At 55.5% G+C, this 13,750-nt stretch carries 18 protein-coding genes; 12 read left to right on the forward strand and 6 right to left on the reverse strand.

Features of this window, described 5'->3' with window-relative positions; all coding sequences use genetic code 11:
• Window positions 1-50 precede the first annotated feature (50 nt).
• The 5 genes from GGR95_RS04460 to GGR95_RS04480 all read left to right on the forward strand — a co-directional run bounded on the left by GGR95_RS04460 (window position 51) and on the right by GGR95_RS04480 (window position 3,220).
• Window positions 51-290, forward strand: coding sequence for an accessory factor UbiK family protein (locus tag GGR95_RS04460; RefSeq protein ID WP_184563217.1), 240 nt, complete (start codon window positions 51-53; stop codon window positions 288-290).
• Window positions 291-595: 305 nt separating this feature from the next.
• The gene (locus tag GGR95_RS04465; RefSeq protein WP_184563219.1) at window positions 596-1,096 is read left to right on the forward strand and encodes a type III secretion system chaperone family protein; all 501 of its coding nucleotides are present in this window, start codon (window positions 596-598) and stop codon (window positions 1,094-1,096) included.
• Between the two features lie 30 nt (window positions 1,097-1,126).
• Window positions 1,127-1,942, forward strand: a complete 816-nt coding sequence (gene proC / locus GGR95_RS04470; protein ID WP_184563221.1) for a pyrroline-5-carboxylate reductase — start codon at window positions 1,127-1,129, stop codon at window positions 1,940-1,942.
• Window positions 1,935-2,273, forward strand: a complete 339-nt coding sequence (locus GGR95_RS04475) for a tRNA-binding protein (protein WP_184563223.1) — start codon at window positions 1,935-1,937, stop codon at window positions 2,271-2,273. Before proC ends, GGR95_RS04475 begins: the two co-directional genes overlap by 8 nt.
• Window positions 2,270-3,220 (forward strand): 2-hydroxyacid dehydrogenase, encoded by a 951-nt coding sequence (locus tag GGR95_RS04480; protein WP_184563225.1) that lies wholly within the window; start codon window positions 2,270-2,272, stop codon window positions 3,218-3,220. The genes GGR95_RS04475 and GGR95_RS04480 overlap by 4 nt, the downstream gene beginning before the upstream one ends.
• Here GGR95_RS04480 and GGR95_RS04485 read toward each other — a convergent pair.
• Window positions 3,217-3,798 (reverse strand): thymidine kinase, encoded by a 582-nt coding sequence (locus tag GGR95_RS04485; protein ID WP_184563226.1) that lies wholly within the window; start codon window positions 3,796-3,798, stop codon window positions 3,217-3,219. The genes GGR95_RS04480 and GGR95_RS04485 overlap by 4 nt on opposite strands.
• A 141-nt stretch (window positions 3,799-3,939) precedes the next feature.
• Between GGR95_RS04485 and GGR95_RS04490 the strand changes: the two genes are divergently transcribed.
• Both GGR95_RS04490 and arsH read left to right on the forward strand, forming a co-directional pair.
• Window positions 3,940-4,398: a hypothetical protein gene (locus GGR95_RS04490; RefSeq protein ID WP_184563228.1), complete on the forward strand. Its 459-nt coding sequence runs from the start codon at window positions 3,940-3,942 to the stop codon at window positions 4,396-4,398.
• Window positions 4,385-5,107 (forward strand): arsenical resistance protein ArsH, encoded by a 723-nt coding sequence (gene arsH / locus GGR95_RS04495; protein ID WP_184563230.1) that lies wholly within the window; start codon window positions 4,385-4,387, stop codon window positions 5,105-5,107. Before GGR95_RS04490 ends, arsH begins: the two co-directional genes overlap by 14 nt.
• Here the strand turns inward: arsH and GGR95_RS04500 are convergent.
• Window positions 5,104-6,228: a beta-ketoacyl-ACP synthase III gene (locus GGR95_RS04500; protein WP_184563707.1), complete on the reverse strand. Its 1,125-nt coding sequence runs from the start codon at window positions 6,226-6,228 to the stop codon at window positions 5,104-5,106. The two genes, arsH and GGR95_RS04500, sit on opposite strands and share 4 nt — an antisense overlap.
• Before the next feature lie 176 nt (window positions 6,229-6,404).
• Here GGR95_RS04500 and GGR95_RS04505 point away from each other — a divergent pair, with 176 nt between their 5' ends.
• From GGR95_RS04505 to GGR95_RS04520, 4 genes are all read left to right on the forward strand, one after another.
• On the forward strand, window positions 6,405-6,848 hold the full coding sequence (locus GGR95_RS04505) for a BrnA antitoxin family protein (RefSeq protein WP_184563232.1): 444 nt from the start codon (window positions 6,405-6,407) through the stop codon (window positions 6,846-6,848).
• Between the two features lie 200 nt (window positions 6,849-7,048).
• The gene (locus tag GGR95_RS04510) at window positions 7,049-7,342 is read left to right on the forward strand and encodes a putative quinol monooxygenase (protein WP_184563234.1); all 294 of its coding nucleotides are present in this window, start codon (window positions 7,049-7,051) and stop codon (window positions 7,340-7,342) included.
• Window positions 7,343-7,376: 34 nt separating this feature from the next.
• Window positions 7,377-7,787: a MarR family winged helix-turn-helix transcriptional regulator gene (locus GGR95_RS04515; RefSeq protein WP_221384701.1), complete on the forward strand. Its 411-nt coding sequence runs from the start codon at window positions 7,377-7,379 to the stop codon at window positions 7,785-7,787.
• Window positions 7,784-7,993: a hypothetical protein gene (locus GGR95_RS04520; RefSeq protein WP_184563238.1), complete on the forward strand. Its 210-nt coding sequence runs from the start codon at window positions 7,784-7,786 to the stop codon at window positions 7,991-7,993. Before GGR95_RS04515 ends, GGR95_RS04520 begins: the two co-directional genes overlap by 4 nt.
• A gap of 67 nt (window positions 7,994-8,060) precedes the next feature.
• On the opposite strand, the gene GGR95_RS04525 is transcribed toward GGR95_RS04520, so the two are convergent.
• The 3 genes from GGR95_RS04525 to GGR95_RS04535 form a co-directional block, all read right to left on the reverse strand.
• Window positions 8,061-8,384, reverse strand: coding sequence for a hypothetical protein (locus tag GGR95_RS04525; protein WP_184563240.1), 324 nt, complete (start codon window positions 8,382-8,384; stop codon window positions 8,061-8,063).
• A gap of 239 nt (window positions 8,385-8,623) precedes the next feature.
• On the reverse strand, window positions 8,624-11,971 hold the full coding sequence (gene carB / locus GGR95_RS04530; RefSeq protein WP_184563242.1) for a carbamoyl-phosphate synthase large subunit: 3,348 nt from the start codon (window positions 11,969-11,971) through the stop codon (window positions 8,624-8,626).
• Window positions 11,972-12,130: 159 nt separating this feature from the next.
• Window positions 12,131-12,892: an alpha/beta fold hydrolase gene (locus GGR95_RS04535; protein WP_184563244.1), complete on the reverse strand. Its 762-nt coding sequence runs from the start codon at window positions 12,890-12,892 to the stop codon at window positions 12,131-12,133.
• Window positions 12,893-12,945: 53 nt separating this feature from the next.
• Between GGR95_RS04535 and GGR95_RS04540 the strand changes: the two genes are divergently transcribed.
• The gene (locus GGR95_RS04540) at window positions 12,946-13,320 is read left to right on the forward strand and encodes a hypothetical protein (RefSeq protein ID WP_184563246.1); all 375 of its coding nucleotides are present in this window, start codon (window positions 12,946-12,948) and stop codon (window positions 13,318-13,320) included.
• Here the strand turns inward: GGR95_RS04540 and GGR95_RS04545 are convergent.
• A complete protein-coding gene (locus GGR95_RS04545; RefSeq protein WP_184563248.1) occupies window positions 13,317-13,712 on the reverse strand; it encodes a (R)-mandelonitrile lyase in 396 nt (131 codons plus the stop codon). The two genes, GGR95_RS04540 and GGR95_RS04545, sit on opposite strands and share 4 nt — an antisense overlap.
• Between the last annotated feature and the right edge of the window lie 38 nt (window positions 13,713-13,750).

The raw sequence follows: 13,750 nt of genomic DNA on the forward strand, positions 1-13,750 counted from the left end.
TGGCGACGTTTCGCACCCCATATAAGCTGTGTAGCCAGTGGAGAAACCCGATGCAGACCAACAACAAGATTTTTGACGACCTCAGCAAGATCATGACCAATGCGATGGGCGTGGCGCAGGGTGCCAAGGACGAAGCGGAAAATGCAGTAAAAGGCGTTGTTGACCGTTGGTTGGCAGACCGCGATTTTGTCACCCGTGAGGAATTCGATGCGGTGCGCGCCATGGCGCAAAAAGCCCGCGAAGAGAATGAAGCGCTGAAGGCGCGTTTGGACGCGCTTGAGGCCAAGTGACCCCGTAAATTCGACCTAGATATTGTGTCTTAGTCTCGCGCCTCCAGCATCTGCTGGGGGCGTTTTGCGTTAATGTGCATTAACAGGAACTTAATATTGCGCTGTCGCGCAGCAGATATCCCCCAAAAAACGAACTTATCCACCGCTGATTCGGGTTATCCCCAGAAAAATGCTTGCCAGACCCTATCTGTGCCGCCACCATATATTGTAGGACGCACAGGCAAACCCGCGTTCTATAGCGTAAGCACCCAAGGTTAGCGGGCGGCAATAGCCCCCAGCGCTTTGGCCCAAAATGAGGTGGCGAAATGGCCCTGTCCGAGCATTATCTGGAAGACGACATTCACCCGATCGACATTGTCGAAACATTGGCGGCCCATCACGATTGGGAGTTCGACCGTATTTCGGACGAACAGATCGCGATGGAGGTCGAGGGGCAGTGGCGGACCTATTCGGTCACGTTGGCGTGGTCGGCTTTTGACGAAACCCTGCGCCTGATCTGTACTTTTGAGATGGAACCGCCAGCAGATAAACTGCCTGTGCTCTATGGCCTTCTGAACGAAGTGAATGACCAAATCTGGGCGGGCGCATTCACCTATTGGGCGGAACATCAGATGATGGTGTACCGCTATGGTCTGGTGCTGGCTGGCGGGCAGGATGCAACACCTGAACAGATCGACACGATGATCGGCGCGGCCGTGACCAGCGCCGAGCGGTATTATCCTGCGGTGCAAATGGTGGTTTGGGGGGATAAATCTCCCAAAGATGCGATGCAAGTCGCCATTGCAGAGGCTTACGGGCGGGCGTAACTCTGTCTCCGTCAACAATTGGGGGACGGCATGGAGAATTCACGAATAGCGCAGGACGGTCTGGTTCTGCTGGGCTGCGGCAAAATGGGGTCAGCGATGCTGGCGGGCTGGCTGGCGCGCGGTTTACCAAAGACGTCGGTCTGGGTGCTGGATCCACACCCGTCCGATTGGCTGCGCAGCACAGGCGTTCATATCAATGCTGATTTGCCTGCGGCGCCTGCAATTGTACTGGTTGCAGTTAAACCACAAATGATGGCCGAAGCCCTGCCGACCCTGCGCGCAATGGGCAATGGCAAAACGCTGTTTGTCAGTATGGCTGCGGGCACGCCCATTGGATTCTTTGAACAGACGTTGGGGGCTGATACGCCGATTGTGCGTGCGATGCCCAATACACCTGCTGCGATCTCGCAAGGGATCACCGCGATTGTCGCAAATGACCGTGCGGGTGCCCAAGGGCTGGACGAGGCCGAGTTGCTGCTGACTGCTGTGGGCGAGGTTGTACGGCTGACGGAAGAAAGCCAGATCGACGCTGTCACGGGGGTGAGCGGCTCTGGCCCTGCCTATGTTTTTCACATGATCGAAACGCTGGCCGCTGCGGGTGTTGATCAAGGTTTACCTGCCGAAATGGCGATGCAACTGGCCCGCGCAACTGTTGCGGGGGCAGGGGCGCTGTCGATGGCTGCTGCTGAAGACCCGACGCAACTGCGCATCAATGTGACCAGCCCTAATGGAACCACCCAAGCCGCTCTAGAAGTGTTGATGGACCCACAGGACGGTTTCCCTGCCTTGATGCGCCGTGCGGTTGCAGCGGCGGCTGACCGATCAAGGGAGTTGGCGCGTGGATAACATCTCATTTGACGACTTCATGAAGGTCGATATTCGTACAGGCCGCGTGGTCAAAGCTGAGCCATTTCCCGAAGCCCGCAATCCGGCAATCAAAATGTGGGTCGATTTTGGTGACGAAATTGGTGTGCGCAAGACGTCTGCGCAAGTGACGGTGCATTACACACCCGAAGACTTGATCGGGCGGCAGGTGATGGCGGTGGTGAATTTTCCACCCCGTCAGATTGGCAAATTTATGTCCGAAGTTTTAGTGCTGGGTGTTCCGGATGACGCGGGCGCGATTGTGCTGGTGCGCCCTGATAAAGACACCCCAAGCGGAGGGCGGATGCATTGAAAAAAGTACTAATCGCACGCGTATTGCCAGAGGGTGTTTATCCTGCGCTAGACGGGCTGGAGGTTGTTCGGCGTGACCGCACAACGCCGCTGGATGACGATGAGATGCGCGCCGCCCTGCGCGATTTTGACGGGGTGCTGTGTACCTTGGGGGATCAATTCTCGGCTGAGGTGTTTGCCGATGTCCCACAGCCACGGTGCAAGGTTCTGGCGAATTTCGGTGTGGGTTTTAACCACATTGACGTCAGGGCGGCGCAGGCGGTGGGGGTCATGGTGACAAACACGCCGGGGGCCGTGACAGACGCCACAGCGGATACTGCGATGACCCTGATGTTGATGAGTGCGCGACGCGCCGGCGAGGCAGAGCGCTTGGTCCGCTCGGGCGCGTGGGAAGGGTGGCATCCGACACAAATGCTGGGCATGCACCTGACAGGCAAGACCGTCGGGATCGCAGGGATGGGACGCATCGGCCAAGCCATCGCAAGGCGTTGTCATTTCGGATTTGAGATGCCAGTTCGCTATTTTGGCCGTGCGCCAAAAGAGCTGGATTTCGAGGCGGTATATCACAGCGACCTGCAAGAGATGGCTGCATGTGTGGATGTTCTGGTCACTGCTGTGCCCAGCAATCCGCAGACCCATCACTTGATCAATGCAGATGTGCTTGCAGCCATGCAGCCGCACGCACGTCTGATCAATATCGCACGCGGTGATGTGGTGGAGGAAGCGGCGCTGATAGACGCGCTTCAACGGGGTGTGATCGGGGGGGCAGGCTTGGACGTCTATGAGTTTGAACCGCTGGTGCCGCAAGCGCTGCGCGATCTGGATAACGTTGTGCTATTGCCGCATTTAGGTACGTCCACGATGGAAGTCCGTGTGGATATGGGGCTGATGGCGGTTGCTAATCTGCAAGCGTTTTTGCGGGGGGATACGCCGCCAAATCCGGTTTAGCTTTCGCCCATCGCAGCGCGCCAATGGCGGCGGCATAGTGAAACGTAGCTTTCATTGCCGCCGATTTGCACTTGTGCGCCTTCGCGGGCGACTGTGCCGCTTGCGTCTTGGCGCACTACCATTGTTGCTTTTTTGCCGCAGTGACAAATTGTCCTGATCTCTCGCATCTCGTCTGATAGCGCAAGCAGAGCAGCCGACCCAGGGAATAGCTGCCCACGGAAATCAACGCGTAAACCATAGCACATGACGGGCACGCCAAGGTCATCAACCGCCTGTGCCAGATCCCAGACCTGCGCATCGCTGAGAAAATGGGCCTCGTCGATAAAAATACAGGCGCATGGACCGCTTTCAAGGCGTTTCGTTATCTTTTCATAGAGGTTTTCGTCACTATGGTAGGTGTCAGCGTCTTGTCCGATGCCAATTCTCGACGCAATCCGGCCTTCGCCAGCGCGATTGTCCAGTTGCGCTGTCATCAGATAGGGCACCATGCCGCGTTCGCGGTAATTATGCGCTGCTTGGAGAAGCACCGTGGATTTACCGGCGTTCATTGTGGAGTAATTGAAGTAAAGCTTGGCCATATCGGTCTTTACCTGTCTCTCATGCCTTTGCGCAAGACGGTCCGCCTTTAATTGACAAAGTCGAGGGGAGATTGCACTAGGTCGTAAAGGGAAATCGCGTTAGTTTGCCCCGAATAATTTACGAATAAAGGTGATCAAAAAATGGATGCAGCTGGCAGCTATTTGAAGAAACACACAGAAGCCTTGGTGAAAGCCGTTGGCGTGGAAGCGGCCTGTGAAGTCACAGGTAAGTCCAAGGCGACGCTGGGTCGGTATTATTCAGATCATGACGAACATGCGGACCGGTTTATGCCAATTGACGCAGTTGCGGCGCTTGAGGCGGCGGCGGGTTATCCGCATGTAACCCAAGCATTGGCAGAACTATCTGGCGCGCACATCGATTATGACGAGCGGCGCCCGAATGATCTTTCCAAAGGGGGGGTCAATTCTGACGTCATCGCTTTGAGCCAGCGTTTCGCGATGTTGATGGGCGAATACCAGCAATCCATCGCAGATGGTGTGATCACGGTGAACGAAGCCAAGCGGCTTCTTAAAGAGACATCCATGTTGCAGCAGGTGTTAGTAGACATGAAATTACATCTCGAGGATGAAAGTGTCTGATACACTTCCTGCGTTGATCGCCGAGGCACTGCCGCAGATCGACACGGATCTGTTGAAATCTCCGTCCGATGCGGGCCACAAGCCACGTATCCTCCTGCTATATGGGTCGCTTCGCGAGCAGAGCTACTCCCGCCGTGCCGCCGAAGAATCTGCCCGTATTTTGCGTTATCTTGGCTGCGAGACAAAACTGTTTGATCCGCGTGGCTTGCCCCAACCCGATGATGCCGAGGCCGATCACCCCAAGGTTGCAGAACTGCGTGAACTGGCCGTCTGGGCCGAAGGCATGGTATGGTCCAGCCCCGAGCGGCACGGTGCCATGACGGGCATTATGAAATCACAAATTGACTGGCTTCCGTTGTCTTTACAGGGCGGTATCCGCCCGACGCAGGGAAAGACGCTTGCGATCATGCAGGTGTCTGGCGGGTCGCAGTCGTTTAACGCGGTGAACCAGATGCGGATATTGGGGCGTTGGATGCGGATGATCACCATCCCGAACCAATCCAGTATTCCAAAGGCGTGGCTGGAATTTGATGATGAGGGTCGCCTGCCAGCCGGATCGTTCTATGCGCGTGTCGTTGATGTTATGGAAGAACTGGTAAAGTTCACATGGCTGACACGGGGCCGTTCGGATTACCTTGTTGATCGGTATTCCGAACGGGTGGAAAGCGCTGAGGAAGTCCACAAACGCGTATCCCTTAAAGACATTTAACCGTGTTTTTCTACAATCACCGAGCCAACTGAATAGCCCGCCCCAAACGAACAGATCAGGCCAGTTTCCCCATCTTTGAAGTCGTCAGAGTATTGCGAGAAGGCGATGATTGATCCGGCAGAAGACGTATTGGCGTAGTCTTGCAGGATGTTTGGCTGCTCGCCTTGCTCCGGTGTGCGGCCTAGGACTTTCTTGCCAATGAAATCATTCATGGATTTATTCGCCTGATGTAGCCAGATGCGCTTGAGATCAGAGGCTTGGGTGCCCTGCGCGGCCATGTGGTTGGCGATGTGCTCGGACACCATTGGCAGGACTTCTTTGAACACTTTGCGGCCGTTTTGCATGAACTGCATGTCGCGGCGGTCGGCCACGCCGTCTGGGCGCGAGCGGCGCAGAAAGCCGTTGTTGTTGCGGATATTGTTTGAAAAATCGGTCGCGCAACGTGTTGATTTAATTTCGAAATAGGGTCCAGCAGCATCTTCGCTGCGTTCGATCAGGGTGGCGGTTGCGACATCGCCAAAGATAAAGTGGCAATCGCGATCACGCCATTCTAAATGCGCAGAACATATTTCAGGGTTCACAACCAAAGCACTGCGGATGGAGCCAGAGCGGATCATATCAGCGGCAGCTTGAATCCCGAAGGTAGCGGAGGAGCAGGCGACGTTCATATCGAAGGCGAAGCCGTTGATTTCTAACAGGTTCTGTATCTCAATCGCAACGGCAGGGTAGGCGCGTTCGAGGTTGGAGGCGGCGCAGATCACGGCGTCTACGTCAGCGGCGGTTTTGCCTGCTTGTGCCAAGGCCTTATTGGCCGCATCGAGGGCCATTTCGGCCATGATGGACGGTTCTTCATCGCTGCGCTGGCGCAGTAACGGGTGCATCACTTGCGGGTCAAGAATGCCTTCTTTGTCCATGACATAGCGTTGGTTTATGCCTGACGCCTTGAAGATGAATTCTTCGGAGGAATAGTCTTTGGCGGGCAAGTCGCCAGCGGCGATCTGGGCTGCGTTTTCTGCATTATAGATGTCAACGTAAGCGTTGAACGACGCGACAAGTTCGGCATTGGTGATGACCTGAGAGGGCGTGAAAACGCCTGTGCCTGTTATCGCGGGTGTGTACATCTGGTTTTCCTCTTTAATCGCAGTCATTTAGCGGCTTTTATGCCTGTGGGTAACGCGGTGTCAGGGAAAATGTCACATTCTGTGCACCGCGCGTACACCAGCGGTGCATACGCATTGTTCGGATATTGTTAAAGAAATTTGTCGACGCTGCCCATGGTAAATCTGAAAGGACACCCATGAGACCCGCAGGCAAGATACAGCGTGAACACCAAAACTATTTTGTTGATCTGATGAAACAGATCGAATGGGACCTACATCAAGAGATGTTGAACGAGGGCCGCGTGCCAGACGCGTGGCACGAGATTGCCCGCAGCAAGATGCGGCAGGGCAAGACGCGGATCACCCTGCGGCTGGAAGACGATGTGGTGAAGTTCTTCCGTAAGATGGGGCCAAGGTATCAGCAGCGGATGAACGATGTGTTGTCGGCGTGGATGCACGGGCGGCTGGCGGGGCTGATCAAGGGGCCAGATGCCAGCGATGTTGATCTGGAGCTGATGCGCGTGGAATGGCGCACACGGTTGGGCGATGGGGAACTGAGCGCGCGAAATTTGGTGCGCGGCAAGGCTGGGCGCATATTTGATGTGGAGGGGATGCGGTATTTGGAGGAGGGGGAGGGGTGATGGGGGCGTCTGCTATGCGGGACGAAGCCGACCTTCACTGCAGAAGCCCGAATGTCGGCTTTCAGGAGACCGCTCCATAAAGGGTGGTTTTTGGAGACCCGCGCCGGTGCTGATAACGGTAGCCCAAAGCTGTCTTAGCGTTCGGTTGACATTGGCGATTTGACGTATTAGTTATCATGATAACTAAAGGAGACCGCCTGATGTCAAACGCACTAATCATTTTTGCCGAAATCACACCGAAGCCAGAACATTTCAAGGATGCCCAACAAGCGATCATCGGGATTCTGGCCCAAACCCGCGCTGAAAGCGGCTGCTATTCGTTCAAGCTGTTCGAGGCACCGGATCAGGATAAGCTGTATCTTTTCGAGGAGTGGCAGGATCAGGATGCGCTCGATCAGCATCTTGCCCAGCCCTACACAGTTGCGGTTTTTAAATCTTATGAGGGTTGGCTGGCCGAACCACCCCGTATCCTGCCTTTGCGTGGTCTAACCTAACAGCATGTTCTTTCTTCGGGAATTACCGACGCGGATGATGATCGACGGCTACGTTTCGGCGACTGGTGTAGGTGATGTGGATGCCGTTGCACAAGCACTCTCGATGATGCGGGAGGCGAGCCAGCTGGAGCGCCTATTAGATGCTTACTTTAACAGCCATAGCCTTTCACAGTTGAAATTCCATATCCTCATCGTGATAGACCGCGAGCCGGACACGGACAGTCTTCGTCAAAGCGAAATCAATCAACGCTTGGATATTTCGAAGCCGGTCCTGCACCGGACCGTGGCCTCGCTGTTGAAAGACGGATTGCTCGTGCGCCGTGACGATCCCGAAGATTCTCGCGCTCACCGTCTAGCCCTAACCGACGCAAGCAAGACAGTGCTTGCGTCGATCCTGCCCGGCTATTTTGAAACCATTTCTGATTTTATGGAAAAACAGCCATGAAGCGACTTCTGACGGCCTTCTTCGTGTGGATTGCCGTCTATGTCGCTGTCACTGCCACCTTAGTGGGATTCCAGCGGGCAGGCTTGGATATGCCGCTACCAGTGCAGACATTCCTGCTCACAGCCGTTCTGGTGCCGACGATGATATTTATCCTTGGGCCACTCGCAGCAACACTTGCACAAACTGTAATACGAAAGCTTGGTTAGGCAGTTCGTCAAACCCCTCGCGGATATTCCCAAAACCCTCGTTTTTGGAGGAGGAAGCCGCCAAGCCTTATTTCCAATCTTCGCCCGCAGGAACGTCAGTGGAAAAATGCTCTCCATCAAACTCATCAATGCTTGAAATGGCTTGATATATTTTGTCCTCATTAATGTTGTCGCGGTGAAGCATTTGCGTGAAGTAGCGCTGCATTAGATCTTGCCGACCAGAGTCATCCGTTTCACGCCAGCTCAGGTCGCACGCGCCAACAGACATCGGGTGTGCTTTCAGTTCATCGGCTTCGGGGATCGTTGTAATTGATACAGTGCCGGCAAAGGGCATTTCTTGGAACGGCTCTCGGTTGGGTGTCCACAAAATCAACGCATCCAATGCACGCATAACTATTCTCCTAAAGGCTTTTTAACTGTTCATATCTGAGAGAGCCATGCTAAGCTAGATTCCAAAAACGCTCCTTTTTGGCAGATGCAAAAATCATCCGAAATGACGCTGCCAAAAACCCTGTTCAAAACCTAAGTGGTTGTTGGAGGTTTTTGGAAGGCCTCACAACAACGGACATTCGTGCAGCGTGCAGCATCGGTCAAGTTGGGCCCGAAGCGGAGTTTCGCCGCAGAGGTTTCTTACCCCTGCAGCGGTTTCACCCCGATGTCATCCTCTGCCTGTGCTTTGATCGCCAATGCTGCGGCGTATGTGCCTGCGGCGGTCGTGTAGTAGGGGATTTTGTCATAGAGGGCGATGGAGCGGATGGATTTGCTGTCTTCTACCGCTTGTGCGCCCTCGGTGGTGTTCATCACCAGATGAATTTGTTCGTCTTTCATCATGTCGGTGATGTCAGGACGGCCTTCGTAGACTTTGTTCACGGTTTGGCAAGGAATGTCATGCGATGTTAGCCATGTCGCGGTGCCGCGGGTTGCGACAATGGTAAAGGACTGGGCCACAAGAATACGGGCTGCTTCCAGCACGTCGTTGGTTTTGTCCATGTCTTTAATAGAAAGGAACGCATTACCTGTGCGGGGCAGCATTGTGCCAGCACCCATTTGCGCCTTGAGGAAGGCACGCGGGAAGTCACGGTCCCAGCCCATGACTTCGCCGGTTGAGCGCATTTCAGGCCCGAGGATGGTATCAACACCGGGGAAACGGGCAAAGGGAAGCACGGCTTCTTTGACCGAGAACCACGGCATGTTTGGATCAGCCAGCGTCATTGGGTCACCCAATGGCAGGATGTCTTCATAAGCGGCATCTGCATCATAGGCGGGGCGCAGCGGGAAGTTTGACAGCGGTTCGCCCGCCATGATCCGCGCAGCGATAGAGGCAATTGCGCTATCGGTGGCTTTGGCAACGAAAGGCACGGTGCGCGAGGCGCGTGGGTTAACTTCGATAAGGAAGATTTCCTCAACACCTTCCGCGTTTGGTTTGACCGCGAATTGGATGTTCATCAGGCCAACCACGTTCAACGCCTTTGCCAGCGCTTTGGTTTGGACCTCTACCTGTTCAATGATGTCGCGGCTGAGGGAGTAAGGCGGCAAGGAACAGGCGCTATCGCCCGAGTGTACGCCCGCCTCTTCGATGTGCTGCATGATGCCTGCAACATGCACATCTTTCCCATCGCTCAGTGCGTCGACGTCCAGTTCAACCGCGCCTGACAGGTAGCTGTCGAGCAGAACGGGGCTGTCGCCTGAAACGACAACCGCTTCCGAGATGTAGCGCTCGAGTTGGGATTGGTCGCGCACGATTTCCATGGCGCGGCCGCCCAAGACGTAGGAGGGACGGATCACCAGCGGGAAGCCGATGTCTTTGGCGATTTCAAACGCTTCTTCGTCGGAATGGGCGATACCGTTGTTCGGTTGCTTCAAGCCAAGGTTTTGCACAAGGTCTGCAAAGCGTTCGCGGTCTTCGGCAAGGTCGATCATGTCGGGCGTGGTGCCGAGGATCGGGATGCCTTCGTCCTGCAAGGCTTGGGCGATTTTCAGCGGGGTTTGGCCGCCGAATTGAACGATAACGCCGTGCAGCGTGCCGTTTTCCTGCTCAACGCGCAGGATTTCCATGACGTGTTCAAATGTCAGCGGTTCAAAATACAAACGGTCGGATGTGTCGTAATCGGTGGAAACGGTTTCGGGGTTACAGTTAACCATGATGGTTTCATAACCCGCGTCTGTCAGCGCATAGCAGGCGTGGCAGCAGCAATAGTCGAACTCGATCCCTTGGCCGATACGGTTTGGACCGCCGCCCAAGATGACAACCTTTTTGTGGTCAGACGGGCGTGCTTCGCATTCGACTTCACCCATCATCGGGGATTCGTAGGTGGAATACATGTAGGGGGTTTGCGCCTCGAACTCAGCGGCGCAGGTGTCGATGCGTTTGAACACGGCTTTTACGCCAAGGTTCAGACGGGCACGGCGCACGTTGTCCTCATCACGGCCTGTCAGTTTGCCAAGGCGGGCATCGGTGAAGCCCATCATTTTGATCGCACGAAGGGCGTCTTCGGTCACGGGTAGGCCGTTTTTGCGGATGTCTTCTTCGGCGTCGATGATTTCGCGGATACGCGCAAGGAACCATGGATCAAACATGGTGGTGGCGTGAATGTCTTCGTTGGACATGCCGTGGCGCATGGCCTGCGCGATGGTGCGCATACGGTCAGGTGTGGTTTTTGAGATCGCTTTGGTGATCGCCGCTTTGTCGGGCGCGCCCGGAATTTCGATTTCGTCAAACCCTGTAAGGCCGGATTCCATGGATGCCAGTGCTTTTTGCAGGCTTTCGTGGATTGTGCGGCCGATGGACATCGCTTCGCCCACTGATTTCATCGCAGTTGTCAGGTAGGGCTCGGAGCCGGGGAATTTCTCAAACGCGAATTTCGGGATTTTGGTTACAATGTAATCAATTGTCGGCTCGAATGACGCAGGTGTGACGCCTGTGATGTCATTGTCCAGTTCGTCCAGCGTGAAACCAACAGCCAGTTTCGCAGCGATTTTGGCAATCGGGAAACCTGTGGCCTTGGAGGCCAGCGCCGAGGAGCGCGACACGCGGGGGTTCATTTCAATCACAACCATGCGGCCATCGGCAGGGTTGATGGCCCATTGCACGTTTGAGCCGCCTGTTTCCACGCCAATTTCGCGCAATACCGCGATCGAGTGGTTGCGCATGATTTGGTATTCTTTGTCGGTCAACGTGAGGGCAGGGGCGACGGTGATGGAATCACCCGTATGTACGCCCATCGGATCGACGTTTTCGATGGAACAGACGATGATCGCGTTGTCGGCCGTGTCGCGCACGACTTCCATTTCGAATTCTTTCCAGCCCAGCAGCGATTCGTCGATCAGGATTTGACCCATCGGCGAGGCATCCATGCCCGAGCGGCAGTAGAATTCGTAATCTTCGCGGTTATACGCAATGCCGCCGCCTGTGCCGCCCATGGTGAAGGCGGGGCGGATGATGGCGGGCAGGCCGATTTCTTCGAGCGATTCGAGCGCCAGCGCCACACCTGCGGCGAGGTCTTTTTTGCCGTTCGCGTCTTTGGGGGCGGTGCAGATGGTGGCCTTGGGGTTTTCGATGCCCAGACGGTCCATTGCTTCGCGGAAGAGTTGACGATCTTCGGCCATTTCGATGGCTTCACGTTTCGCGCCGATCATTTCTACGTTGTATTTCGCCAAAATGCCCATTTCCTCAAGCGCAAGCGAGGTGTTCAGGCCGGTTTGGCCGCCCATTGTCGGCAGCAGCGCGTCGGGGCGTTCTTTTTCGATGATTTTTGCAACGATCTCGGGTGTGATCGGCTCGATGTATGTGGCGTCGGCGAGACCCGGATCGGTCATGATCGTCGCGGGGTTGGAGTTGACGAGGATGACACGGTAGCCTTCCTCTTTTAGTGCTTTACAGGCTTGTGCGCCGGAGTAGTCAAACTCGCAGGCTTGTCCGATGACAATAGGCCCTGCACCAATGATCATGATCGACTTGATGTCGGTTCTCTTTGGCATGGCTATAGCCCCCTATAATTTGGCAAATTTGTGCGGTTATAGGCTTTGGGTGGTGGGGCGCAAGGTGGAATCGCGGCGAATTTTATGTCGCTTGATTTTAAGAATGCTGAAGCGCCTCTGGTTGTATGAGAGGCGGCCTGTTGTTGGCTATATTTAGGGTCAGGCGTCCAGATAGGCGCGCACTGCGGCTTCAAACTCGCGTGGTTTGTCGGCGTGCAGCCAGTGGCCCGCGTTTGGTAGTTTCGCAAAGCGCGCTGCCGGAAACAGGGATTTGATCAGGGGGCGGTCTTCGGGGCTGACGTATTTGCTGTCAGCACCGGTGAGGAACAGCGTGGGGTTTTCAAAAACGCCTGTGACCTCTGGAAAACCGATGATTTTATCCATCTCGGCATCCAGAACATCAAGGTTCAGCCGCCACCGTTTTTCAGTCACGTCTAGCGATTGGGTGAAAAAGCTCTGCAAAGCGGGTTCTACCCCTTGTGCGCCCAGTTGCTCAGCCGCTTCTGAGCGACGTGTGACTGTGCTCAGGTCCACAGCGCGCATGGCAGCGATCTGGTGGGACTGTGAATGGTCATACATGACAGGGGCGATGTCTGCGACGATCAAGCGGCGTAGCAATTCGGGGTGTTTCAGCGCCATCACCATGGCGGCTTTGCCTCCCATAGAGTGGCCGCATAAATCAACGGGGCCGCCGATGTGACGGATCAATTCAGCCAGATCATCGGCCATGTCGTCATAGCTTTGAGTCGCTGCACGTGGGCTATTGCCGTGGTTGCGCATGTCGGGCGTAATCACGCGGCGGGTATTTGACAGGCGTTTGGCAATCACACCCCAATTGCGGCCCGAACCATAAAGGCCGTGTGCGATGACAAGCGGGGGCGTGGCGGGGGAAGTATCCCCATATTCGAGAAAGTTAAGCATGTGTTAGGCCTAGCGCCATTGCAGGCACATGGCCAGCACCTTAAAGAGTTTCTATGATCACGGATAAAGATATGGCGGCCAAGTCGCGCAAGCTGCGCGGATTGATGCAGCAAAAGCTGGATGTAAAAGGCCGCGACCTGCGCCAGTCGTTGCGCCGTGCGGGGCGGCGTTTGCCCAAATCCGTGCGCAAACACGGGGCTGAGCTGATGCAGGCCGAAATATTGGCCCATAACCCCAAGACCGCGCGGCAAGTAGACAGTGCAGCGGTTGAAAAATCATATGAGATTGTGCGCAGTCATCTGGCAGGGCTGGACGAGGTCGAGATTCGCAAATCGCGTATTCTGGGCATGACGGGTGCAGTGGTCGCGAACCTGTTGTTGGTTGCGATCATGTTCATCGTCTGGCTGTGGTGGCGCGGTTTCGTCTAACCTGCGTATTGCGCGTCGGAGACGTGTTCCATCCACGTGACGGCACTGCCATCCAGCTCTTCTTGTAGGGCAATATGTGTCATCGCCACGTCAGCGGCGGCGCCGTGCCAGTGTTTTTCATTGGGTTCAAAATAAACGGTGTCCCCTGCGCGGATGGTTTCAATCGCGCCGCCTTCACGTTGTACCAGCCCAATACCCGCCGTCACGATCAAGGTCTGGCCCAGAGGATGCGTATGCCATGCGGTGCGCGCCGATGGTTCAAACGTGACAGTCACGCCGCGCAGGCGGGCAGGGGCAGGTGTGCTGATCAGCGGGTCCATGCGCACGCTGCCGGTGAAATACTCGGCGGGGCCTTTTCCTGAGGGGCGGGAGCCTGCGGGGTGGATGATCATGATGTTCGCCTTTGGATGATGTACGTTGTCGCATGTCA

The organism is Sulfitobacter undariae, assembly GCF_014196805.1.
In the GTDB taxonomy this organism is placed as follows: Bacteria; Pseudomonadota; Alphaproteobacteria; order Rhodobacterales; family Rhodobacteraceae; genus Sulfitobacter; species Sulfitobacter undariae.

Excerpts from the sequence above, each read along its gene's own strand:
- GGR95_RS04460 (WP_184563217.1), top strand. The coding sequence starts at position 51 with ATGCAGACCAACAACAAGATTTTTGACGACCTCAGCAAGATCATGACC.
- GGR95_RS04465 (WP_184563219.1), top strand. The coding sequence starts at position 596 with ATGGCCCTGTCCGAGCATTATCTGGAAGACGACATTCACCCGATCGAC.
- proC (WP_184563221.1), top strand. The coding sequence starts at position 1,127 with ATGGAGAATTCACGAATAGCGCAGGACGGTCTGGTTCTGCTGGGCTGC.
- GGR95_RS04485 (WP_184563226.1), bottom strand. The coding sequence starts at position 3,798 with ATGGCCAAGCTTTACTTCAATTACTCCACAATGAACGCCGGTAAATCC.
- GGR95_RS04490 (WP_184563228.1), top strand. The coding sequence starts at position 3,940 with ATGGATGCAGCTGGCAGCTATTTGAAGAAACACACAGAAGCCTTGGTG.
- arsH (WP_184563230.1), top strand. The coding sequence starts at position 4,385 with ATGAAAGTGTCTGATACACTTCCTGCGTTGATCGCCGAGGCACTGCCG.
- GGR95_RS04500 (WP_184563707.1), bottom strand. The coding sequence starts at position 6,228 with ATGTACACACCCGCGATAACAGGCACAGGCGTTTTCACGCCCTCTCAG.
- GGR95_RS04505 (WP_184563232.1), top strand. The coding sequence starts at position 6,405 with ATGAGACCCGCAGGCAAGATACAGCGTGAACACCAAAACTATTTTGTT.
- GGR95_RS04510 (WP_184563234.1), top strand. The coding sequence starts at position 7,049 with ATGTCAAACGCACTAATCATTTTTGCCGAAATCACACCGAAGCCAGAA.
- GGR95_RS04515 (WP_221384701.1), top strand. The coding sequence starts at position 7,377 with ATGATGATCGACGGCTACGTTTCGGCGACTGGTGTAGGTGATGTGGAT.
- GGR95_RS04520 (WP_184563238.1), top strand. The coding sequence starts at position 7,784 with ATGAAGCGACTTCTGACGGCCTTCTTCGTGTGGATTGCCGTCTATGTC.
- GGR95_RS04525 (WP_184563240.1), bottom strand. The coding sequence starts at position 8,384 with ATGCGTGCATTGGATGCGTTGATTTTGTGGACACCCAACCGAGAGCCG.
- carB (WP_184563242.1), bottom strand. The coding sequence starts at position 11,971 with ATGCCAAAGAGAACCGACATCAAGTCGATCATGATCATTGGTGCAGGG.
- GGR95_RS04535 (WP_184563244.1), bottom strand. The coding sequence starts at position 12,892 with ATGCTTAACTTTCTCGAATATGGGGATACTTCCCCCGCCACGCCCCCG.
- GGR95_RS04540 (WP_184563246.1), top strand. The coding sequence starts at position 12,946 with ATGATCACGGATAAAGATATGGCGGCCAAGTCGCGCAAGCTGCGCGGA.
- GGR95_RS04545 (WP_184563248.1), bottom strand. The coding sequence starts at position 13,712 with ATGATCATCCACCCCGCAGGCTCCCGCCCCTCAGGAAAAGGCCCCGCC.